The organism is Pseudomonas fluorescens, assembly GCF_902497995.1.
In the GTDB taxonomy this organism is placed as follows: domain Bacteria; phylum Pseudomonadota; class Gammaproteobacteria; order Pseudomonadales; family Pseudomonadaceae; genus Aquipseudomonas; species Aquipseudomonas fluorescens_BK.
Genome location: NZ_CABVII010000003.1, coordinates 1 through 22,034 on the forward strand (window position 1 = coordinate 1; position 22,034 = coordinate 22,034).

Consider the following 22,034-nt stretch of genomic DNA (forward strand, 5'->3'; position numbering starts at 1 on the left):
TTCTTTATCGGCGCTTGGGTGAAAGGAGGAGGGGCGAAATCTCCCACGGATCTGTACTGCGTCAACAGTCAGAATCGGGCTTTGTCCCTTCTCCTCCCTTCAAGTCCTAGCATACAAGCGGGCTTGCCCGCGAAGGCGTCAGCACAGGCGCTGCAATTACCGGACAAATATCTGCGCGGTGGTGATCGCCATATCCCCACCCGGCAATTTGATATTGCCTATCTGCTTCATGGTCTCGGGATCGAAGATCGCCACATCGTTGAACGTCCCGGCCAGGTAGATCTTGCTCCCGGCCTTGTTGAATGAAATGCAGTAGTAGGAGTGATCCAGGGTCGCCGCCTGGAGCATTTTCTTCTGCTTGATGTCGTACTTGGCCAGACGGTTGAGCACGCCGAACATCAGGTTCGGATCCTTCGGTGAGCGCATGCCGCTGAAATAGATTTCCGTCAGCGGGCCGAAGTCGGTGGTTTCGGTCTTGCCGGTTTTCAGGTCGATGCTGAACAGACCGTAGAGGTACTCGGCGGTGGCCGGGTCCTGCTTCTTGTCCTTGAATTTCGCCGCGGTGTAGAGCAGCGAGAAGTCATGGCGAAAGGTCTGCTGGTTCCACACGTAAAGCACATCCGGTGCGCTGTAGTTCGGGCGTTTCCAGTGACGGCTGGGGATCAGCACGTCGAACTTGCCGGTGTTCACATCGACCTTGTAGACATCCGCCCCCGCCACATACAGCGTGCCGTCGTCGCCGCTCTGCATGATGGTCAGCTGCCGTGGTGCCGGGAAACTGCGCAGCGGCCTGGCGTCCAGGCCGGCGTCGGTGGCATAGACATCCAGTCGAGGCTGCTGCACTTCATAACGGTCATTAAGCATCAATGTCGGGTTGGCGATGGTGAACAACTCCTTGCCGTCGTGACTGACGGTGAAGGCGAACATGGACCTCGCTTTTTCCCCCGGCTTCTGGGTGATGCTGGCGTGGAACACCTGCTTGCAGCTGTCCAGCTCGACGCCGTAGACATCGGCGTAGTGGTTGTTCAGCACGTAGGCGGTCTTGCGGTCCGGCGACAACTGCACGCTGCCGGGGCCGAAGGCGTCGGGCATCTTGCAGGTCTTGAACAGTGTGTCCGTGGCCAGGTCGATGACGTGCAGGTTGTTCGGGTAATTGGTGGTCACCATGTACTCGTGACCGGTTTCGAGCGCAGTGATTTCATCGGCCAGAACATTGAGCGAACAGGCGCTCAGGACGGCGAAAGCGGCCAGGCCGCAGGCGTTGATGCTAGGCATGCTGGAATCCTTCTTCTCGGTCCGGTCACTTGTCTTTAGGAAAGACAGTGCCGAGGTTGCGCCAATTGTCGTTGGACGCCTGGGCATCCTTGTTCCAGTCCGGGTAGGTGCTCATCATGTCGGGCACCTGGGCCGGCCACCAGCAAGGGTCGGAGCAACCATAAAGGTCGGCTTCCATCGGCTGGCACAGCGACGACACCCCGCCGAACGCATCGATCTCCCAACCCGGGTCGGTGGTCGAGGCGCAGCCCGCGACGGAACTCATCGCCACCACTTCTTCGATGCGGTTTTCGGCCGCGGCCTCATCGAGTTTCAGCGCTTTGTTATTGATTGCCTTGAGATGTTTCATATCAGTGAGCCTTGCGCGGAGTGATGTAGCTGCTGATAAACGCAGGGTTGTGGGCCATGATCCGGGTGTAGACCTCGATGCCGAAGTCGACCCAGTCACGCATCAGTTCGCAGTAGTGATAGGTCGGGTGGGTCGGGTCGCCGTACCGGGCGTAGCTCTCGTGGTAGCAGCCGCCGGAGCACAGGTTGCGGATCTGGCAGTCCTCGCAGCCGGTGTTGGTGCGGTCCAGGCGCTGGGACAGGAAGTCGTTCAACTCGACCTGTTTCACCCCGCTGTGCACGTTACCGAAGGTCGGCAACGATGAACCGGTAAAGCGGTGGCACAGGTTCAGTTCGCCCTTGTGATCCACCGCCAGCATCTTCAGGCCCGCGCCGCAGGGCAAAGCTTTCTTGTGGCCTTCGTGGATGTCGGTGATCAACTGGTGCAGGTTGGAGAACCCGATGTTGCGGTGCTCCAGCGCCGCTTCCAGGTAACGACGGCCGAGTTTCTTCATGTTGGCGAAGACCTCGATCAACTCGTCACTGGAGAGGTTGAAGGTGCTGATGTCACCGGAGGTCACCGGGGCAAACCCGACCTCGGCAAACCCCAGTTCGTTGAACAGGTGATCCCAGATGGTTTCGACGTCGGTGACGCCGGTGGTCAAGGTCACCCGCGCACCGACCGGACGGCTGTTGTAGCGCGACAGCAGCATCTCGGCTTTACGCCGCACCACGTCGTAAGTGCCCTGCCCGCCCACGGTGATGCGGTTGCGGTCGTGCACGGTTTTTGGCCCGTCGATGCTCACCGAGAGCCCGAACCGGTGGGCATTCAGATAGTCCACGGTCTCTTCGGTAAGCAGCGTCGCGTTGGTGGTCATGACGAACTCGACGAACTTGCCGGCTTCGCGGAATCGCTTCTCGCAATAGTTGACCATGTACTCGATCAGCTTGCGATTGCTCAGCGGCTCGCCGCCAAAAAACACCACCGTAAAGCGCTCTTCATCCGGGGATTCGCGCAGCAGCATTTCTATCGAGGCAACTGCCGTTTCGACGTCCATCTTCTTGCCGGCCGACGGCTTGTCCAGGTCTTCCTTGTAGCAGTAGGTGCAGCTCAGGTTGCAGCCGGTGTTGACGTTGAGCACCACGGTATTGATCGCCGTGCGCTCGACCCGTTTGGTGCCGATGTCCGGGGTCAGTGGCGAGCCGTCGCTGACCAGCTCCAGGGACATCAGCTCGCGCAGGGTTTCAGTGATTTCTTCACCGTTGAAGCGCGCGGCCAGGCGCTGGATCAGGTCGTCCGACGAACAACCGGGACCGCGCAAGGTGTCGATGATGGTGCCCGTCAGCTCATCGCTGGCGAACAGCGAACTGCTGGGGATGTGAAACAGCATGCGGTCGGCATCGACGTGCACTTCGTGCAGGTTCCGCTCGACCAGATTCAAGATAGCGCCCATTGCAACCTCCTGTGCAAACCCCGTTTTACGGGGCCTGCGGTCATTCCGAAAAGTGTTTGAAACGGTGAACAGCCAGCCAGCTCACGTTCTCGACCTCATGGAATGGGTGGATTGTTCCAGCGTTGCACGGTGACGATCATGTGGCCCTCGCCGGTCAGGGATTTCCCTGCGTCGTCGACGGCGGCGATCACCTTGAGGTTGCCGGCGTTGTTGGTGGACATTTTGCGTTGCGGGTTCGGCCCCGCGTCCCCTGGGGTGAACACGCCGCTGTCGGCCTGCATGGTGCCGGCGAACTTGACGTCTTCGTCTTCCCTGGCGCGATCGTCAAAGGCTTCGACCGACCACTGCGCCGGGAATACGCCGATGCGATACGGCTCGCCGTCGGCGCCCTTGCCCCAGGCTTCGGCATCGAACCGACCCTGGACTTTCGGCGTCGAACCACCGCCCTCACCGATCCGTGCCACGGAAAATTCCGGCACGACTTTGACCGAAGCGATTTTGCTGTAGACCGACAACGTCGGGCCTTTCAGCGTGCCGACGGTGACGTTGCGCAGACCCGGCTGGGCATTGGCAGCGGCCTTGAGCTTGACCTTGATCCGTTCCGGGGTCTGCTCGACGACTTCGACCACTTCCACCCCTTTGCCGAAGTTCGGCTTACCGGTCAGACCGCTGCCGATCAGGGTGACTGCCGTTTCGGCGCCAGCCTTAAGATAATCCGGCTGCACCGCCAGCAAACGACTGGAACCCTGTTTGGCGGCGATGAAGTCCAGACCGCGTTCGTCATGCTCGGCCTCGAACATCCGGCCTTGCAGGGCATTGCCCTGGGCGGCGAACACCTGGCGCATGGTCACGCCGTCGATGCTCACGTTGCCGCGCCATTCGTAACCGGTATAGAGAATCGCGCTGCCGTCGCCGTTGAACGGGCTGCCGTCGGTGTATTGGCCTTTGACGCTGACCTTGAAGGTGTCACCGCCATCGGCACTGACGCTCATTACGCCAGCCAGTTCACCTTTACCCGGCAAGTGACCACTGAAGCTCCAGTCACCCACCAGGGCGTCGGATTTGGGTGCGGTGCTCAGCCATTTTTTCCAGGCCGGGTTGTCCAGCGGATAACGCTTGGCCAATAGCGGCACCATCTCTTTGCGGGCCAGGTCGAACCAGTCGCGATCCCGGGCCAGGGCCTGGTATTCCAGGGACGGCCATTGGCCGAGGTGGAAGTTCACCAGACGCTCCCATTCCTGGGCCGGACGCCGTTGCAGGGCCACCCGTGCACCGGAGTGGCAGCGGCCACACATCTGGCTGGTCTGGTCGTCGAATTTTTCAACGGTATTGAGCCGGCGCTCCAGGGCATAACGCACGCCATCGGTTTCGCTCGGGGCCAGACCCTGGGTGTCGGCCAGGTATTTGACCAGGGTACGGCGGTCGTCATCGCTGATCTGCAACCCATGCATGACCTGCATGCGGGCGATGCTCATCAGCCAGCCTTCCGGGGTCTTGCGCTGGTGACTGATGCGGCTCAGGGCGTTGTCCGCTTCGGGGGTATGGCAGCCCTGACAGGTTTCCTTGAGGATGGTCTGGGCATCGCGAGCTGCCAGGCTGTAAGGCGAATGCAGCGCCACACAGGCCGCCACGGCCAGCAGGCTGGCACTCAGGCCTGATCGGAGTTTTCTCTTCATCAACGTCGAACCTCGCACGGTGCTTTCTTATTTTTGTGGCTTATCGTTTTTATGGTTTCTGCCATCGGCGGCGAACCGCTGGCCCAGGCAGGAGAAACGTCTGCGATGAGCAATACACGGAGCGTGCCAGCTTGCCGATACCCTTTTCTATCAAGCAGTTACGTGAAGACAAGACCTGCTAGTCGCGTCTGGACGAGATCGACTGCGTCTAATATCGCGACAGTTGTTGCACTCTGAGACAGCATGGATACCGCGGCCGGAACAGTTCATCGCCCGACGATTGACGACAATCCCCCGCTAGCGCGAAATGGGTATTCACCGATGGCCGACAGGGGATAAAAAATGGCAAGCATCACTGTCCTGGCGGGGGACTTTCTGCAGGGTGATGGTGAGTACAGAGACGGCGTTTTCACTCTGAGGACGTCGCTTCACCCGTGGCCCGGCATTAACCTGCCGCTCTCTTCATTCAAGCGCATGGAAGTGGCCAATGAGGGTTCGATCAACAACATCAAGGATGCCATCGGCTTCGGCGTCGCTGGCGCCATGCTGCTCGGTCCCATCGGGGCCATTGCCGGTTTCATGTTGGCCGGCAAGGAAACCGAAGTGACTTTTCTGGCGACGCTCAAGGATGACAGGAAGCTGCTCGCTGCCGTGGATGGCAACACATACGACGAGATTTACCGGAAGTTTTCCACCTGATCGATCAACGCAGGCCGCAACCTATTCCGATGGTGCGGCCTGACGCCGATTCAGATGCTATACGTGGGCTGAGTGCTTTTGTGAGCCTCGATTTCTTGCCGCATGTCCGCCAACAGCGAGGCGATGGCATGGGGACTGTCCAGTGTCCACAGGGGAACATGGGTCGCCACCAGATCTACTTTGCCAGTCACGCAGTCGCAGACCCGAATGGTCAGGGTCTGGTCTGCCTCCATGACGCACGTGCACACGGCGGGCAGCATTTGGTGTTCGATGATGTTTTGAATTTCCAGTATTGAAAGGAACATTACTACCTCCCTCGCGCCAGATGTATTGCCGGATGAACGGTCCGCCATTTCACCCACCGAGCCAGAAAATTCTATTCCTCAATACCGGGAGCCTCAAGGTCGCAACCCGGTTGCTCGTCGTCTCATATTGTCGCAATTTGCAACAGTCCCGCAGCCCCTCCATTCCCTTGAGTGCCCCTGAACCCCGCAGGCAAAGGGCGGCCCTGCATTTGCGGGCACTTGGCACAGCCATTGCGAAAGCCCGGTTCTCATGAACAACAAGAGGCCTCGCCATGTCCCTCCCCTATCTGCTTCCCGCCACCTCGGCATTCATCCAGCGCGCCCCGCGCATGCTTATCGGCGGTGACTGGGTCGAGGCCGCCGACGGCCAGACCATGCCCCTGCACAACCCGGCCACCGGCGAAGTGCTGTGCGTGGTGCCACGGGCCACACCGGAGGATGTCGACCGTGCCGTACTGGCCGCGCGCCAGGCTTTCGATGATTCGGCCTGGACCCGCACCCGGCCGCGGGAGCGGCAGAACCTGCTGTGGAAACTCGCCGACCTCATGGAGCGCGACGCCGAACTGCTGGCGCAACTGGAATGCCTGAACAACGGCAAAAGCGCCGCGGTTGCCCAGGTCATGGACGTGCAGCTGTCCATCGACTTCCTGCGCTATATGGCGGGCTGGGCGACCAAGATCGAAGGCTCCAGCGTCGAAGTGTCGATGCCGTTGATGCCCAACGATCAATTCCACAGTTTCATCCGTCGCGAAGCAGTGGGCGTGGTCGGGGCCATCGTCGCCTGGAACTTTCCGCTGCTGTTGGCCTGCTGGAAACTCGGCCCGGCCCTCGCCACCGGCTGCACCGTGGTGCTCAAGCCCGCCGACGAAACCCCTCTGAGCGCATTGAAACTCGCCGAACTGGTGCTGGAAGCCGGGTACCCCGCCGGCGTGTTCAACGTGGTGACCGGCACGGGCATCACTGCGGGCTCGGCGCTGACCCACAATCCGCTGGTGGACAAGCTGACCTTCACCGGTTCCACCGCCGTGGGCAAGCAGATCGGCAAGATCGCCATGGACTCCATGACTCGGGTCACCCTGGAACTGGGCGGCAAATCCCCCACCATCGTCATGGCCGATGCCGACCTCAAGACCGCCGCCGCGGGTGCCGCCAGCGCGATTTTCTTCAATCAGGGCCAGGTCTGCTGTGCCGGGTCGAGGCTGTATGTGCAGCGCAAGCACTTCGACAATGTGGTGGCGGACATCGCCGACATTGCCAACGCCATGAAGCTCGGCAACGGCCTGGACCCGAGTGTCGAGATGGGGCCGCTGATCTCGGCGCGCCAGCAGGAGCGGGTGTACCGCTACATCGAAATGGGCCGGGAAAGTGGCGCGACCATCGCTTGCGGCGGTGAGCAGTTCGGGCCGGGGTTCTTCGTCAAGCCGACGGTTATTGTCGATGTCGATCAGCAGCACTCGCTGGTGCAGGAAGAAATCTTCGGTCCGGTGCTGGTGGCGATACCCTTCGATGACGAAGCCGATGCGTTGCGCATGGCCAATGACAGTCCCTATGGGTTGGGAGCGAGTGTCTGGTCCAATGATCTGGCGGCGGTGCACCGGATGATTCCGCGGATCAAGTCGGGCTCGGTGTGGGTTAATTGCCACAGCGCCCTGGACCCGGCGCTGCCGTTCGGCGGGTACAAGATGTCGGGGGTTGGGCGGGAAATGGGGTATGCGGCGATCGAGCATTACACCGAGTTGAAGTCGGTGTTGATCAAGCTGTGACCCGCTCTTTGTAGGAGCGAGGCTTGCCCGCGAACCAGGCGCTGCGGTCGTTCAGGCACAGCGCGTCATCGTTCTTCGCGGGCAAGCCTCGCTCCTACAGCTAACGCGTTCATTCAGGATGAACGCGTTATCGTTGACGTCCATCGCGAGCAAGCTTGCTCCTACAGGGGGGCGCGTTTGTTCAGGATGAACGTGTGATCGTGGTGGATCAGAACGGCAGTTTCATGCCCGGCGGCAGTTGCATGCCTGCGGTCATGCCGGACATTTTGTCCTGGCTGTTGGCTTCGATCTTGCGCACGGCATCGTTGACGGCGGCGGCGAATACCGCCTCCAGCATCTCCTTGTCGTCTTCGCTCAGGCCTTCGACCAGGCTTGGGTCGATGGTCACGCGCTTGACGTCGTGACGACCGGTCATGACCACGGTGACCATGTCGCCGCCGGCTTTACCGGTCACTTCGGCGTTGGCCAGCTCTTCCTGCATCTTGGCCATTTTTTCCTGCATCTGCTGCGCCTGCTTCATCAGGCCGGCCATGCCACCCTTCATCATGGTAATCACCTCAAGGTACTTGGATAAAAACAGCATCCGGCCATTGGGGCCAAATGCCTTCAGTTATTAGCCCTGACTGACCAGGGCTTCGACAGGTTCAATAGTATCGTTACGGACCACAGCACCGAACTGCTGCATCATTTGCTGGATGAACGGATCACCGTGGATCGATTCCTCGGCCTCGCGCTGACGATTGACCCGTCGGCGGGACGCGGCCTGGGCCGGCGTTTCCTGCTCCGGCTTGATCAGCTCCATGCTCAGGGTCAGCGTACGCCCGTGATGCTGGTTCAACGCTTCGTTGAGACGTCGTTGCTGGGTCGCGTTGAACAAGGCGCTATGGGCCGGGTCCAGGTGCAATAGCCAGTGATCGCCCTCTACGGCGATCAAGGTACAGTTGGCGGCGATGCTCCCGGTCATGCCGGAGATCGGCAGTTTCGGGAACAGTTCCAGCCATTGCAGGGCCAAACCGGTAGCCGGCATGGCGGCCGGCTCTGGTTCGGGCTCCGGAGCCGGTTCGGCGGCATGCTCACTGGCCAGGTCGTCCAGGTAGCTGTAGGACGAATCCATGTCCGGCTCGATGTAGTCCTCGTCCAGCGGCGGCTCGTCGTCCAGGTCCATGCCCGGCGTTGCCGCATCGACTTCGCTCACGGAGGGTTCCGGGATCGGCGCTGCGGCCCACTCCGGGGCGTCCGGCACGACGCTGTCGGGCGTCGGCAATGGCATCGGCGGCAATTCGGGTTGTTCAGCGGCGGTTTCCAGAACCGGTTCGACTGCGGGCTGCTGGACGACTTCGGGGTCTACCGGGTCGTTCCACGGCAGGTCGACGACGGCCTCGACTGCTACCGCCTCGATCACCGGCTCGGGCACGATGACCGGTGCGACTGCTTCCGGCACAGGCACTGGTGGCACTGGAGCTGGAGCTGGAGCTGGAGCAATCACTGGCGCAACCGGTGCAGAGACGACCGGTGCAACTACCGGCGCAGCCACTCGCGCGGCAGCCACTGAATGGGCGGAATCAACTGTGGCCTGGCTGATCCCCACTGTCTTTAGCGAATGCCTCGGAGCGTCCGCGGTGTCTGCCGGCCGGAAGGCGAGCATGCGCAGCAGGACCATTTCGAAACCACCCCGGGGATCCGGCGCCAACGGCAAGTCGCGGCGTCCGATCAAGCCCATCTGATAATAGAACTGCACATCTTCGGCCGGCAGGGCCTGGGCCAGGGCCAACACCCGATCACGGTCGCCGTGACCGTTGTCGACGCCTTCAGGCAAGGCCTGGGCGATGGCGACACGGTGCAGCACGTTGAGAATTTCCGAGAGTACGCCGTTCCAGTCCGGGCCTTGTTCGGCCAGGTGACGCACGGCTTCGAGCAACGCCTTGGCGTCGCCCTCGATCAGCGCATGCAAAACGTCGTAGACCTGCCCGTGATCGAGCGTGCCAAGCATGGCCCGCACATCGGCGGCCATGACCTTGCCTTCACCGAACGCGATCGCCTGGTCGGTCAGGCTCATGGCATCGCGCATCGAACCATCGGCGGCGCGGCCCAGCAGCCACAGCGCATCGTCTTCGAACGGCACGTTCTCGACACTCAGCACGTGGGTCAAATGCTCGACCACGCGCTCCGGTGTCATGTTTTTCAGGGAGAACTGCAGGCACCGCGACAAAATCGTTGCAGGAAGTTTCTGCGGGTCGGTGGTGGCCAGGATGAACTTGACGTAGGGCGGCGGCTCTTCGAGGGTTTTCAACAGCGCATTGAAGGAATGGCTGGAAAGCATGTGCACTTCGTCGATCAGGTAGACCTTGAAGCGCCCGCGACTCGGGGCGTACTGCACGTTGTCGAGCAGCTCGCGGGTATCTTCGACCTTGGTCCGGCTCGCGGCGTCGATCTCGATCAGGTCGACGAAACGGCCTTCATCGATCTCGCGGCACACCGAGCACTCGCCGCAAGGCGTCGAAGTGATACCTGTTTCACAGTTCAGGCATTTGGCGATGATCCGCGCGATGGTGGTCTTGCCCACGCCACGGGTACCGGTGAACAGATAGGCATGGTGCAGCCGCTGGCTGTCCAAGGCATTGATCAGAGCCTTGAGCACATGGGTCTGGCCGACCATTTCGCCAAACGAGCGCGGACGCCATTTACGTGCAAGAACCTGATAACTCATCGAAAACCGTCGCAACCAAGGAACAGAAGCGGCTAATGCTAGCGGAGCAAGGCCGAAATTGCATCCGGTGCGCTCGTCTAATCTGGCCAAGATTCGCGGTTGCTACGTGCGTAACGACCCCAAAGCACCTGTGCAACGCATTCTGCGCGCCTTGCTGCGAATGAAAATGACCGGGGAGATCGATGACATTATCCGGCTCCATGTCGGTGGAGAGCCCGGCAAACCGTCATCTGTGGGAGATTCTATGGTTGAGGGGACCCCCCTCAACTGACTTTTGGCTGATATTCGCTTTGCCCTTTCAGCAAGGCGAATACCACCCGAGCAAGCTTGCGAGCCAGCATCACCAGCGCCTGACGCACTCGCTCGACGGTCTGGTGCGTGACCTTGACTTCCCGATCCCGGTACACGTCGAACACATGAAAACGAACTCGGCGAAAAAACCGGTTTTGACCCCAAGACCATCAGTCGCTTCGAAACCGGCACCAATACCCCCAGCGTGGAGACCCTGTTCCTGCTTGCCGAGGTGCTGGGGGTGACACTGAAAGCCTTTTTCGCCGATCCGGGCGATGAAGATGAACAGCGGGCATACCTGTTCGGCGTCATTCATAAAGCCACCCCGAAGGATCTGGGAAAACTGATTGCAGCGGTTGACCAGGTCTTGTCCAAGCCTTAGTGCAGTAATAAAAAAGGAGGCTGACTTGTCTGCTTGATAAAGTCCGTCTCCTTTTTATGTGCCACGCCTGCGCCAGAACCTCAAAGTTCCATGGAGTGTGGATTCCAGGCCATCTATCAAGTTACATAACTGAAACACATGTAACAAAACTGGACATTTATCGGCAACTAATTGGGGATTATTATTCGACGAACTGCACTTTCCTAAACATGACAATGAACTAGTCTCAAGGTGATCTCTTCATCACCTACGGAGCTGAACATCGAAATGAAACCATACCAACTTGTTATACTTCTGCTAGTGCTCGGTGTTTCTTGGTCCGCCCTGGTAACAGGTGTGATAGTGCTAGCCACGTCAAAGCCTTTACCTCTATCCGCCAACGTTAGCGAAGAGCCTCATTGAAAGACGGAACAATGAATCTCCACTCCAAACGGTAGCCAGCATGAAACCGAATCAACTGGTTGTGTTCCTGCTCATCCTGACCACAACGTGGTTTACTCTAGTCTGTGGTGCAGCATTGTTGCTTTCACTTGAAGACATAACGCCTGTGGTGAGTGAGTTGAATGTGCAGAAGCGCGTTATGAAACCAGGGCCTGGTCAAATGAACGTAAAACAACAGGGATACATCCTATGAACATACCCAAATTCATTTTTCTGTTGATTGTGATTGTCATGACCTGGCTACTGATAGTGATGGGTATTGCAAAGTGGTATGGATGGGACAAAGAACTTCCATCGACCAGTAACAAGGAAGTATTCAAGGACCACTGATGCCTTTATAGGATAATCCTCTTTCGCCCTTCACTTGTGGAACGCCGCTCCCTTCGCCCATGCCCCTATTCACGCTAGAGCGTCATACATGATTATTGACACTGGAACAGCTCCAGGAAGGTGACACCCATGACCTTGCGGCCCTGCACATAACCAATACAATATAAACACACATCAGCGGACATTCTTTCGCAGCGACCCGATTGGCTCACCTGAGACGCTGCTTGATTTGCAGACGTATGCCTCTCGGTGTGCCTGAATCGCCAGAGCTACTTCCGGCAGGTATAGCTCGTTGGGGTGATCCTCCAGATAACTGACGACGACTCCCACGCTCTGTTCATTGTTAACTGCCCGTGGAATGCAGACGCGATATTCTTTCGGTAGCAGGTCTGCGTACGCCACTAGCGTTTGGCGGACTCCTTGGACCAACCCGATGCATAGACCGCTCTCAAGGGCGTTGTAGTCAGTTGGGCTGTTCTGCTTGACCATTTTGCAGGCCATGAGCAAATTGTGCCCGTCTGCGAGGGCTTGCCCACACTCCAGTGACACCAGGACCGCCAGCGCTACCGGTGCCACCCATCCGATCCGAGTCATCAAAGTATAATCCCCCCATGATTCAAGGAAGGTTAGCCTTTGAGGAGGCTGGTGGTAGTCGCGCTGCAGAATTGTTCAGAATCAGGGCAAGGGTCGTCCTGTCCGTTTCCCGCACGCTCTCAAGCTGGAATGCAAAGCGCAGTGCAGTGCACCACTCAGGTGTCCCTGAACGCTGTCACACTTCGAGATTTTTGACTGAAAAATCCTTGTAGAGTCAAGGATTTAGAGATAGGTGGTAACCCCACCAGCCACACCCCGGCACACAATGTCACCGCTGCGGCTGCTCCCTTCCAGGCCTGACCGGGTTCACGGTTGATCGTTGCGGGGGGACCGATGGGGTCACCATAACGACGCTCACCTGACGGCGAGCCGCGCCATTGTACCTATCTGAGAAGAAGTTACAACCGTTCGGATGGATTAAAAAAAATGAGCCCGTTCAAGGACATGCCAACACCTCATCCGCCCTGCCACCCTCCTGCTGGATCACCAGGTGGATGAAGTGCAGCTTGGCGATCACCGCCGGTGGCAGGACGAAGGGATAGAAATCCGGCTGGCCCATGCTGCGCGACAGTTCGTTGAGCATGCCGGCCAGTTCGATCCATGCGTTGACGAATGACAGGAACGCCGCCCCTCCGGGATGCTGCGGGTCGTAGAGGGTGCTGGAGGGGAATGGCTGGTAGTCGAAGTCCAGTTCCCGGGCGCTCATGCCGAATCCCAATGCGGTGTCCACTGCGTCCATCATGTGCAGGTAGTGAGCCCAGGTTTCGGCCCAGTCCTCCCACGGATGCATGGTCGCGTAGGCACTGACGCACTGTTGTTGCCAGTCGAGCGGCGCGCCTTGTTGATAGTGGCGCTCGAGGGCATCGGCGTAGCCGGCGCGATCGTCGCCGAACAAATCGCGGAACGGTTCCAGCCAGTGGCTGTTGGCGATCAGGCGGTCCCAATAGTAATGCCCCACTTCGTGACGAAAGTGCCCGAGCAGCGTGCGATACGGTTCGTGCATCTGCACCCGGACCTGCTCGCGATGGGCGTCGTCGGCTTCCTTGATATCGAGGGTGATCAGGCCATTGGCGTGACCGGTGGTCGGTGACTGGCCTTCGAGGTCGACGCCGATGAAGTCAAAGGCCAGGCCTCTCTCTTCATCCAGGGTCTTTGGCATCACCCGTAAACCCAGACTGATCAGCTGCGCGACCAGACGCCGCTTGGCGGTTTCGACCTTGCGCCAGCGTTCATGGTTTTCAGGAATCGACAGGTCGGGAATGGTGTGGTTCAGGCTACAGGCGATGCACAGCGCATCATGATCGTTGGCCGGGAGCAGCCAGTTGCAGGCGGCCGGGGCGTCGAGATTGGCGCAGCGGCGGAACACGCCCGCCTCGGGATCGGCGTCGAGCAGCCAGGTGTCCGCCTGCAAGCCGGGCTGCAGCGAGGACAGGCGGCTTTGCTCGGGTTGATAACCCAGCGCAGCCGAACAGGCCAGGCACTGGCTGTTGCGAAAGAACAGCGACTGCCCGCAGCGGCACTGCCAGACTTTGCTGTTGCGCAAGCTCTCGGCCATGAAAGGCGCGGCGATGCGTGAGCTGAGCTGCTCGAAGAAGCGGTACATGGCGATCTCTCCCTGGGACTGGCCAAGACTAGATCATTCTCAGACCGGGATCGTTCCCGCTTTTTGCGCAACGGCAACTATTGCCTTCGCGAGCAAGTCGAATCGTCGCACCGCCGCTCCGACTTGCTCGCGAAGGGCATCACACCGAAATATCGTGCTTGCCCAGGAACACGACAAACGCTTCTTCATCCAGCACTTTCAACCCCAGTTCATTGGCCTTGGCCAACTTGGAACCGGCACCCGGCCCGGCGACCACGCAGTGGGTCTTGGCCGACACCGAGCCAGCCACTTTGGCACCGAGGCTTTCAAGTTTGTCTTTGGCGATATCACGGCTCATCAGCTCCAGCGAACCGGTCAACACCCAGGTCTGCCCAGCCAGCGGCAAGCCTTCGACGACTTTCTTCTCGCTCTGCCAGTGCATGCCGAAATCGCGCAGCTGCTTTTCAGCGGCCTCAGCGAGCTGACGATTCTGCGCCAGCGCGAAAAACTCCCGAACCGAATTCGCCTGCTTCTCCGGCAACGCCTGACGCATGTCCAGCCAGTCGGCATTCATCACCGCTTCCAGCGATCCAAACTTGTCAGCCAGCTTCTGCGCCCCGCCCGGTCCTACCGACGGTATGTGCAGCTTGTCGAGGAAACCGCCGAGGGTGGTGCTGGCGGAAAATTCGGCGCCCAGCTCGCCCTGATCCTGAATCTGCAGGCCGTGCTTGAGCAGTTCCTTGATCACCTGCTGGTTGTGCGCATCTTCGAAGAAGCTGTGGATCTCGTGAGCCACTTCCAGTCCGACATCCGGCAAGTACGTGAGCACTTGCGGCAATGCCTGCCGGACTCGCTCCAGCGAGCCGAGAGAGCGTGCCAGCACCTTGGCTGTCTCTTCACCGACGTCGGGAATCCCGAGGGCGTAGATGAAGCGTGCCAGGCCTGGCTGCTTGCTGTCCTCGATCGCACTGAGCAATTTGTTGCTCGACAGTTCGGCAAAACCTTCCAGATCGACGATGTCGTCGAACTTCAGGGCATACAGATCTGCCGGCGAACTCACCAGGCCTTCATCCACCAGCTGCTCGACGCTCTTGTCGCCCAGGCCTTCGATGTCCATGGCGCGACGGGAGACGAAGTGAATGATCGCCTGCTTGAGTTGCGCACCGCAGGCCAGCCGACCCACGCAGCGATACACCGCGCCTTCGCTGACGGTCTCGCGCCCCTTGCTGCGCTTGACCAGTTGCGTGCGCTCGACATGGGAACCGCACACCGGGCACTGCTCGGGGATCTGCACCGGCCGGGCATCGTCCGGGCGGCGCTCGGTGACCACTTGCACCACCTGCGGAATCACGTCGCCGGCGCGACGGATGATCACCGTGTCGCCGATCATCAAGCCCAGGCGCGCGACCTCGTCCATGTTGTGCAAGGTCGCATTGGCCACGGTGACGCCGGCCACCTTGACCGGTTTCAAGCGCGCCACTGGCGTCACGGCACCGGTACGGCCCACCTGGAATTCCACATCGAGCAACTCGGTGAGTTCTTCCATGGCCGGGAATTTGTGCGCGATGGCCCAGCGCGGTTCCCGCGCACGGAAACCCAGTTCACGCTGGGAGGCAATGCTGTTGACCTTGAACACCACGCCGTCGATTTCATAGGGCAGCGCATTCCGGCGCTCACCGATGTCACGGTAGTAATTCAGGCATTCATCGATGCCGTACGCCAGTCGCAGCTCATGGCTGATCGGCAGGCCCCAGGCTTTGAGTTGCTTGAGATTGCCAATGTGCGTGTCGGCAATATCCGCTGAAATCTGGCCGATGCCGTAGCAACAGAATTCAAGCGGACGGTTGGCGGTGATCTTCGAATCCAGCTGGCGCAAACTGCCCGCCGCCGCGTTACGCGGATTGGCAAAGGTCTTGGCGCCGACTTCCAGTTGCGTGGCATTGAGCCGCTCGAAACCGGCCTTGGACATGAACACTTCGCCGCGCACTTCCAGGGTCGCCGGCCAGCCGCTGCCATGCAGCTTGAGCGGGATATTGCGCACGGTGCGCACGTTGACGCTGATGTCTTCACCGGTGGTGCCATCGCCGCGGGTCGCGCCGCGCACCAGTACGCCATCCTGATACAACAGACTGACCGCCAGGCCATCGAGCTTGGGTTCACAGCTGTATTCCACCGCGGCGGCGGCACCGAACAAATCGCCAGTCGGCAGATCCAGACCCTCGTTCACCCGGCGATCGAACTCGCGCATGTCGGTTTCTTCGAAGGCGTTGCCGAGACTGAGCATCGGCACTTCGTGGCGCACTTGAGTAAATGCCGACAGCGCTGCGCTGCCGACACGCTGGGTCGGCGAGTCGCTGGTGATCAATTCGGGATTGGCCGCTTCGAGGGCCTTGAGCTCGTTGAACAACCGATCGTATTCGGCGTCCGGAATGCTCGGCTCGTCCAGCACGTGGTAGCGATAGTTGTGCTGATCCAGCTCGGCGCGCAGCTCTGGAATGCGTTTTTTGGCGGCGGTCATGGGGTGTTCTCTCATAATGCAAAAGAGCAGCCGAGGCTGCTCAATCTGTTGAAGCGGCGTAGATTCATTGTAGGAGCCAGGCTTGCCGGCGAAGGCGTACGTGAGATCGCCTTCGCCGGCAAGTCGAATCGTCGCACCGCTGGCTCCTACAGATCAGCGCTTCTGGGTCAGGGCGCGGCGTTCGAATTCGACGATGCGCTGACGGTAGTGTTCGATGGTCTGGGCAGTCAAAACGCTGCGCTGGTCGTCTTTCAGTTCGCCGTTCAGTTCCTGGGACAGTTTGCGCGCCGCCGCCACCATCACGTCGAAGGCTTGCTTGGGATGACGCGGGCCCGGCAGGCCGAGGAAGAAGCTCACCGCCGGCGTGCTGAAGTGGTCGATGTCATCCAGGTCGAAAACCCCCGGCTTGACCGCATTGGCCATCGAGAACAGGACTTCGCCGTTACCGGCCATGCTTTCGTGGCGGTGGAAAATGTCCATCTCGCCAAAGCGCAGACCGCTTTCCAGAATATTCTGCAACAGTGCCGGGCCCTTGAAGCCGGCAGCGTCACGGCAGATCACACTGATCACCAGCACTTCTTCGGCTTGCGGTTGTTCCCTGTCGCTGGCCGAGCCTGAAGTCCTGGTGTCATCAGGGAAATCGTCGTCACGGCTGCTGAAGCCCGGGCCGCTTTCCAGGTCCAGGTTGAGGTTCATATCGCCCTGGGATGGCTCGCCGTGGCCACGCTTGCCGCGCTTGGAACCCGATTCGCGCTGTTCACGGGCCGGCATGCTCACCGACGGCAGATCGTGCTCGTCCAAGTGCGGTTCTTTATGGGTATCCAACACCCGGGGCGGACCCAACAGCTCGGCGCTGGTGTCCTCTTCCGACAAATTGGACAAATTGCGGTCAAGACGGAATTTCAGTTTCCCCTTGCCGCCGCGCATGCGGCGCCAGCCGTCGAAAAGAATACCGGCAATGACAATAATGCCGATGACGATCAGCCACTCGCGCAGACCGATTTCCATGTAATCCCGTGCCTCTATAAAAAATGCTGAAAAATAAGGGGTTTACAACTGGTAAACCGCTTTAAATCGTGGCGCCAACTCTATGTTCTGACAGGCGTTTTGCCCACATATACGATAAATTGACATTAAACTAGCACGACCAAAGGCAACTTTACACCGTCTGTCTTCTGGCTTGCGCGAATATGTCGACTGGCCAGCAAGTAGCGACCGGTCATTCGTCCCGCTTCTCACGAACACGTGCCCTGCATTGTCCTGCAAGCCCGCGACTCAGGCCTCGACCATCGCCATCGCCTCCTCGACATCCACTGCCACCAGACGCGAGCAACCCGGCTCGTGCATCGTCACCCCCATCAGTTGATCGGCCATTTCCATGGCGATCTTGTTGTGGGTGATGTAGATGAACTGCACCGTCTGCGACATCTCTTTGACCAGCCGTGCGTAGCGTCCAACGTTAGCGTCATCCAGTGGCGCGTCAACTTCATCGAGCATGCAGAACGGCGCCGGATTCAACTTGAAGATGGCAAATACCAGGGCCAATGCGGTCAGGGCTTTTTCGCCACCGGAGAGCAAATGGATGGTGCTGTTCTTCTTTCCTGGCGGCCGCGCCATGATCGTTACCCCTGTATCGAGTAGATCTTCGCCCGTCAGTTCCAAATACGCGCTGCCTCCACCGAAAACTTTTGGGAAAAGGGCCTGAATACCGGCATTGATCTGATCAAAGGTATCCTTGAAGCGGTTTCGGGTTTCCTTGTCGATCTTGCGAATCACATTCTCGAGGGTGTCCAGCGCCTCCACCAGATCGTCGTTCTGCGCATCCAGATAACGTTTGCGCTCGGATTGTTGCTGGTATTCGTCGATGGCCGCCAGGTTGATCGCGCCGAGACGCTGGATCCGCGCCGCGATGCGTTCGAGTTCCTCCTCGGCGTCTTTCTCGTTGGCCCCGGGCACCAGGGTGGCGAGTACGCCGTGCAGGTCGTAGCCGTCCTCGAGCAACTGATCTTCGAGGGCCTTGCGGCGTACGCTCAGGGCTTGCCATTCCATGCGCTGTTGTTCGAGCTGGCCGCGGATCAATTGCGATTGCTGCTCGGCCTGGTTACGCCGTTTTTCCGCTTCGCGCAATTCACGATCGGCATCTTCCAGGGCGATCTGCGCGGTCTTGAGTGCTTCGTCGACGGTCATGCGCTTGTCGAGCAACCCTTCGAGCGTGAGGCGCAACTCCTCCAGCGGTGCCTCACCCTCCTCCAGATTGAGGCTCAGCTGTTCGCGTTTTTCGGTCAGGCGCTCGGACTGCATCTCCAGCCGCTCCATCGCCTGACGCGTGGAATCGTGCTGGGCCTTGAGCGAACCCAGGCGCACCGCCAGTTGATGCGCGTGATCCTTGTGCTGCCGGGCTTCCTGCCGCACCCGATCGAGGCGCTCGCGCAGGCTGTCGCGCTGGGCCAGCAGCAACTCGCGCTGCTCGGTATCGAGCGCCATGCTGTCGAGGGCTTCCTGCAGTTGCAGGCGCGCTTCGCCGATGTTTTCGTGCTCCAGCGCGCGTTGTTCACCGAGCTCGACCAGTTCTTCGTCCAGGCGGGTACGGCGTAATGTCAGCTGTTCGATCTTGGCTTTGCCGGCCGACAACCGGGCTTTCAATTCGCCTTGCTGACGGGCTTCATCTTGCAGCAAACGGCGCAGGTGTTCGCGACCGTTTTCCTGCTGACGTTGCTGTGCCCGCAGGTTTTGCAAACGGGCTTCCAGGGTTTCCACCGTGGCTTCGCGCTCTTCGCGCTCAAGGCCCAGGCGCTGGATTTCCTGGCCACGGGCCAGCACGCCGCTTTCCGCTTCGCTGGCCCGACGCACGCGCAAAAAGTGCGGTCCGACCCAGTATCCATCGCGGCTGATCAGACTTTGGCCGGCGCTCAATTGACTGCGCAAGGCCAAGGCCTGTTCGAGATTTTCCACCGGCTTGACCTGCCCCAGCCACGGTGACAGATCGATCTGCGCCTCGACCTTGTCGAGCAAGCTGCCAGCTACACACATGCCATCGCTGGCCGGGCTGAGCAAACGCAGATCGCCCTGGGCAAACCCGGCCAGGTCGAAATCGGCAAAATCGTCCACCAGCACCGCTTGCAGATCGGCGCCGAGCACGGTCTCCACCGCCAGCTCCCAACCGGCTTGCACCTTCAGGCCTTCGGCCAGGCGCGGGCGATCCGCCAGGTGCTGTTCGCGCAGCCATTGGGCGGTGCCGGTGCCCGGATCGAGTGCGGCTTGCTGCAAGGCTTCCAGGGAAGCGAGGCGCCCGTTGAGGCGCTGCAAATCACCCTGGGCCTGCTGCTGCGCCGACAGCGCTTGCTGCAGTTCCTGACGCAGTTGCTCGAGGCGTTCGACCTGGGCTTCTTCGCTGGACTGCAAGTCTTCAAGGGTCGCTTCACTCGCGGCCAACTGCTCGCCGAGCTCCATGATCGCCGCGTCTTCCGGGTCCGCCGAGAGCAACGTGCGCTCTTCGCCAAGACGCTTCTGCCGATCGGCCAGGCGCTCCATGCCGGTTTCCAGCTGCTGGATCCGCGACTGCTGGACTTCCGCCTGACGACGGGGCTCGGCCGCCGTGAGGTTGAAGGTGTCCCACTGCTCCTGCCAGCCGTGCATGGTGGTTTCGGATTCTTCCAGCGCGGCGGCCGCTTCTTCCGCGGCGGCGCTGGTGACTTCCTGCTCCGGGGTGAGCATGTCGAGCTCTTCGCCCAGGGTCAGCAGCAAGGTGCGGTCGTGACCCAGGTGCGATTCGGTTTCCAGGCGCGCGCGCTCGGCTTCCTTCAAGTCATCCTGCAACTGGCGCAAGCGCTGCTGGCCGTGCTGGATGCTCTGCTCGACCCGGGCGATGTCGCCGCCGACCGAATAGAAGCGCCCCTGCACCAGATTGAAGCGTTCGGACAGGTCGTGGTGCCCGTCGCGCAGGCGTTCGATCGCCGCGTCGGCATTGCGCTGCTCGGCCACCAGCGCTTCGAAGCTGATTTCCTGAGTGCCGATGATCGCTTCGCGCTGGCCGACCTGCTCGTTCAACGCCTGCCAGCGCAGCGCCGACAGCTGGGCCTTGAGCTGACGCTCCTCGCCCTTGTATTCCTGATACTTCTTGGCGGCTTCAGCCTGGCGGTGCAAGCGTTCGAGCTGACGCTCGAGCTCTTCGCGCAGGTCGGTCAGGCGGGCGAGGTTCTCGTGGGTGCGGCGGATGCGGTTTTCGGTCTCCCGCCGGCGCTCCTTGTACTTGGAGATGCCGGCCGCTTCTTCGATGAAGTTGCGCAGGTCTTCCGGCTTGGCTTCGATCAGCTTGGAGATCATCCCCTGCTCGATGATCGAATAGCTGCGCGGGCCGAGGCCGGTGCCGAGAAAGATGTCGGTGATGTCACGACGACGGCATTTGGCGCCGTTGAGGAAATAACTGTTCTGGCTGTCGCGGGTCACTTTGCGGCGAATGGAGATTTCGGCGTAGGCCGCGTATTCGCCGATCAAGGTGCCATCGGAGTTATCGAACACCAGTTCGATGCTCGCCTGGCTCACCGGTTTGCGGCTGGTGGAGCCGTTGAAGATGACATCGGTCATCGACTCGCCGCGCAGGTTCTTGGCCGAGCTCTCGCCCATCACCCAACGGACGGCGTCGATGATGTTCGACTTGCCGCAACCATTGGGTCCGACCACCGCCGCCATGTTACTGGGGAAGTTCACCGTGGTCGGGTCGACGAAGGATTTGAACCCCGCCAGTTTGATGCACTTGAGCCGCACCCTTAAGCGTCCGTCAGGGCGGAGACCACCAGATCGCAGCTGCGCTGGGCATACGCCGTCAGCACTACGCGGATCTGCGCAAAGTCACGGGCCAGCACGGCGGCGAGCAGGCGCTCGAACAGCTCGAGGAACTCGCTCATCGAGGCCTTGCGCTGGTCCAGGGCGAGGAAATACGCGCGGCTCATGGCCGGCTGCAGATTCTCGACGGTTTCCTGCAAGTACGGGTTATTGGCAAACGGGTACGCGGCGCGCATCACGTTGAAGCTGTCATCGACGAAGGTGCGGATGTCCTGACGCTCGTAGCTGGCGGTCAGGCGCTGCTGGATCTGCACGAACGGCGCCATGTCGGCCTGGACTTGCCAGCCGCTGGCCACGGCATTGCCGAGCAGGATGTACAACTCGCTCATCAGCGTGCAAAGGCTCTGCACCTTGTGGACGGTGAGCTCGGTGACATGGGCGCCCCGTCGCGGCAGGATCGCGATCAAGTGGCGCCGCTCGAGGATCAGCAAGGCTTCGCGAACCGAACCGCGGCTGACATTGAGGGCCAGCGTGACCTTCTGTTCCTGGATGCGCTCTCCGGGCTTCATTTCGCCACGAATGATGCGTTCGGCGAGGTGGTGAGCGATTTGCTCGGCGAGGCTGTCCGGCGCCTTGAACGTCATGGTTGTTCTTCAAACTCTTCGATTTGCACAAGCGGCGCAGTGTAGCGCAATTGATAGGCCCTGGCGGAGTGCCCGTCCGGTGGTTTTTGGCACGATTCAAGCAAAAAGCAGACTGACGAACCAGGGTCAATAATGAACAAACCAGTCGTTGATCGACAAAACATCATTTCCTGACCTTTAGGTCAAAAAATCATTGACCGAAAAGTCAGACCTGCTAAATTCGGTACCTGTCGGTTAACAACAATAACGAGTCTGCGAGGCCTT

The 22,034-nt window shown here is 60.1% G+C and carries 17 protein-coding genes, 1 other RNA gene and 1 pseudogene; 4 read left to right on the forward strand and 15 right to left on the reverse strand.

Annotated features, from left to right (window positions below; translation table 11 throughout):
• Positions 1-156: 156 nt before the first annotated feature.
• From peaD to peaA, 4 genes are all read right to left on the reverse strand, one after another.
• Complete coding sequence (peaD, locus tag F8N80_RS03885; RefSeq protein ID WP_150783244.1) at positions 157-1,275, reverse strand: quinohemoprotein amine dehydrogenase subunit beta; 1,119 nt, start codon at positions 1,273-1,275, stop codon at positions 157-159.
• Between the two features lie 25 nt (positions 1,276-1,300).
• Entirely contained in the window at positions 1,301-1,624 is a 324-nt protein-coding gene (qhpC, locus tag F8N80_RS03890) for a quinohemoprotein amine dehydrogenase subunit gamma (protein WP_008027961.1), read from the reverse strand.
• Position 1,625: 1 nt separating this feature from the next.
• Positions 1,626-3,056: a quinohemoprotein amine dehydrogenase maturation protein gene (gene peaB / locus F8N80_RS03895; RefSeq protein WP_150783245.1), complete on the reverse strand. Its 1,431-nt coding sequence runs from the start codon at positions 3,054-3,056 to the stop codon at positions 1,626-1,628.
• A 95-nt stretch (positions 3,057-3,151) separates the two neighbouring features.
• Entirely contained in the window at positions 3,152-4,732 is a 1,581-nt protein-coding gene (gene peaA / locus F8N80_RS03900) for a quinohemoprotein amine dehydrogenase subunit alpha (RefSeq protein ID WP_150783246.1), read from the reverse strand.
• A gap of 342 nt (positions 4,733-5,074) precedes the next feature.
• Between peaA and F8N80_RS03905 the strand changes: the two genes are divergently transcribed.
• The gene (locus tag F8N80_RS03905) at positions 5,075-5,431 is read left to right on the forward strand and encodes a hypothetical protein (protein WP_150745390.1); all 357 of its coding nucleotides are present in this window, start codon (positions 5,075-5,077) and stop codon (positions 5,429-5,431) included.
• A 50-nt stretch (positions 5,432-5,481) separates the two neighbouring features.
• Here the strand turns inward: F8N80_RS03905 and F8N80_RS03910 are convergent, their stop codons facing one another.
• The gene (locus tag F8N80_RS03910) at positions 5,482-5,736 is read right to left on the reverse strand and encodes a DUF1652 domain-containing protein (RefSeq protein ID WP_150745391.1); all 255 of its coding nucleotides are present in this window, start codon (positions 5,734-5,736) and stop codon (positions 5,482-5,484) included.
• A 272-nt stretch (positions 5,737-6,008) separates the two neighbouring features.
• On the opposite strand from F8N80_RS03910, the gene F8N80_RS03915 reads away from it, so the two are divergent.
• Entirely contained in the window at positions 6,009-7,499 is a 1,491-nt protein-coding gene (locus F8N80_RS03915) for an aldehyde dehydrogenase family protein (protein ID WP_150745392.1), read from the forward strand.
• Between the two features lie 208 nt (positions 7,500-7,707).
• Here the strand turns inward: F8N80_RS03915 and F8N80_RS03920 are convergent, their stop codons facing one another.
• The 3 genes from F8N80_RS03920 to F8N80_RS32095 all read right to left on the reverse strand — a co-directional run bounded on the left by F8N80_RS03920 (position 7,708) and on the right by F8N80_RS32095 (position 10,622).
• On the reverse strand, positions 7,708-8,046 hold the full coding sequence (locus F8N80_RS03920) for a YbaB/EbfC family nucleoid-associated protein (protein WP_008028561.1): 339 nt from the start codon (positions 8,044-8,046) through the stop codon (positions 7,708-7,710).
• 66 nt (positions 8,047-8,112) lie between these two features.
• Positions 8,113-10,206: a DNA polymerase III subunit gamma/tau gene (gene dnaX, locus F8N80_RS03925; protein WP_150783247.1), complete on the reverse strand. Its 2,094-nt coding sequence runs from the start codon at positions 10,204-10,206 to the stop codon at positions 8,113-8,115.
• A 263-nt stretch (positions 10,207-10,469) separates the two neighbouring features.
• Positions 10,470-10,622 (reverse strand): hypothetical protein, encoded by a 153-nt coding sequence (locus F8N80_RS32095; protein WP_440131178.1) that lies wholly within the window; start codon positions 10,620-10,622, stop codon positions 10,470-10,472.
• An 8-nt stretch (positions 10,623-10,630) separates the two neighbouring features.
• Between F8N80_RS32095 and F8N80_RS03940 the strand changes: the two are divergent.
• Together F8N80_RS03940 and F8N80_RS03945 are read left to right on the forward strand one after the other, a co-directional pair.
• A pseudogene (locus F8N80_RS03940) lies at positions 10,631-10,879 on the forward strand (helix-turn-helix domain-containing protein); the annotation flags it as partial.
• A 442-nt stretch (positions 10,880-11,321) separates the two neighbouring features.
• Positions 11,322-11,513 (forward strand): hypothetical protein, encoded by a 192-nt coding sequence (locus F8N80_RS03945; protein ID WP_150745396.1) that lies wholly within the window; start codon positions 11,322-11,324, stop codon positions 11,511-11,513.
• A gap of 311 nt (positions 11,514-11,824) precedes the next feature.
• On the opposite strand, the gene F8N80_RS32020 is transcribed toward F8N80_RS03945, so the two are convergent.
• The 7 genes from F8N80_RS32020 to F8N80_RS03975 form a co-directional block, all read right to left on the reverse strand.
• A complete protein-coding gene (locus F8N80_RS32020; protein WP_224790634.1) occupies positions 11,825-12,244 on the reverse strand; it encodes a Rap1a/Tai family immunity protein in 420 nt (139 codons plus the stop codon).
• Between the two features lie 239 nt (positions 12,245-12,483).
• Positions 12,484-12,580: signal recognition particle sRNA small type (gene ffs, locus F8N80_RS03950), an RNA gene on the reverse strand.
• 100 nt (positions 12,581-12,680) lie between these two features.
• Entirely contained in the window at positions 12,681-13,847 is a 1,167-nt protein-coding gene (locus F8N80_RS03955; protein ID WP_150745397.1) for a zinc-binding metallopeptidase family protein, read from the reverse strand.
• 139 nt (positions 13,848-13,986) lie between these two features.
• Positions 13,987-16,344: an NAD-dependent DNA ligase LigA gene (gene ligA / locus F8N80_RS03960; protein ID WP_150783248.1), complete on the reverse strand. Its 2,358-nt coding sequence runs from the start codon at positions 16,342-16,344 to the stop codon at positions 13,987-13,989.
• Positions 16,345-16,497: 153 nt separating this feature from the next.
• Complete coding sequence (zipA, locus tag F8N80_RS03965; RefSeq protein WP_150745399.1) at positions 16,498-17,352, reverse strand: cell division protein ZipA; 855 nt, start codon at positions 17,350-17,352, stop codon at positions 16,498-16,500.
• A 267-nt stretch (positions 17,353-17,619) separates the two neighbouring features.
• Positions 17,620-21,108, reverse strand: coding sequence for a chromosome segregation protein SMC (smc, locus tag F8N80_RS03970; protein WP_150783249.1), 3,489 nt, complete (start codon positions 21,106-21,108; stop codon positions 17,620-17,622).
• Positions 21,109-21,110: 2 nt separating this feature from the next.
• Positions 21,111-21,770, reverse strand: a complete 660-nt coding sequence (locus F8N80_RS03975; RefSeq protein ID WP_150745401.1) for a GntR family transcriptional regulator — start codon at positions 21,768-21,770, stop codon at positions 21,111-21,113.
• Positions 21,771-22,034 lie beyond the last annotated feature (264 nt).

Bases quoted from the DNA above. Each gene is read 5' to 3' on its own strand.
- F8N80_RS03920 (WP_008028561.1), bottom strand. From the start codon at position 8,046: ATGATGAAGGGTGGCATGGCCGGCCTGATGAAGCAGGCGCAGCAGATG.
- F8N80_RS03905 (WP_150745390.1), top strand. From the start codon at position 5,075: ATGGCAAGCATCACTGTCCTGGCGGGGGACTTTCTGCAGGGTGATGGT.
- ligA (WP_150783248.1), bottom strand. From the start codon at position 16,344: ATGACCGCCGCCAAAAAACGCATTCCAGAGCTGCGCGCCGAGCTGGAT.
- F8N80_RS03955 (WP_150745397.1), bottom strand. From the start codon at position 13,847: ATGTACCGCTTCTTCGAGCAGCTCAGCTCACGCATCGCCGCGCCTTTC.
- peaA (WP_150783246.1), bottom strand. From the start codon at position 4,732: ATGAAGAGAAAACTCCGATCAGGCCTGAGTGCCAGCCTGCTGGCCGTG.
- zipA (WP_150745399.1), bottom strand. From the start codon at position 17,352: ATGGAAATCGGTCTGCGCGAGTGGCTGATCGTCATCGGCATTATTGTC.
- peaB (WP_150783245.1), bottom strand. From the start codon at position 3,056: ATGGGCGCTATCTTGAATCTGGTCGAGCGGAACCTGCACGAAGTGCAC.
- qhpC (WP_008027961.1), bottom strand. From the start codon at position 1,624: ATGAAACATCTCAAGGCAATCAATAACAAAGCGCTGAAACTCGATGAG.
- F8N80_RS03910 (WP_150745391.1), bottom strand. From the start codon at position 5,736: ATGTTCCTTTCAATACTGGAAATTCAAAACATCATCGAACACCAAATG.
- F8N80_RS03915 (WP_150745392.1), top strand. From the start codon at position 6,009: ATGTCCCTCCCCTATCTGCTTCCCGCCACCTCGGCATTCATCCAGCGC.
- dnaX (WP_150783247.1), bottom strand. From the start codon at position 10,206: ATGAGTTATCAGGTTCTTGCACGTAAATGGCGTCCGCGCTCGTTTGGC.
- F8N80_RS03945 (WP_150745396.1), top strand. From the start codon at position 11,322: ATGAAACCGAATCAACTGGTTGTGTTCCTGCTCATCCTGACCACAACG.
- peaD (WP_150783244.1), bottom strand. From the start codon at position 1,275: ATGCCTAGCATCAACGCCTGCGGCCTGGCCGCTTTCGCCGTCCTGAGC.
- F8N80_RS03975 (WP_150745401.1), bottom strand. From the start codon at position 21,770: ATGACGTTCAAGGCGCCGGACAGCCTCGCCGAGCAAATCGCTCACCAC.
- F8N80_RS32020 (WP_224790634.1), bottom strand. From the start codon at position 12,244: ATGACTCGGATCGGATGGGTGGCACCGGTAGCGCTGGCGGTCCTGGTG.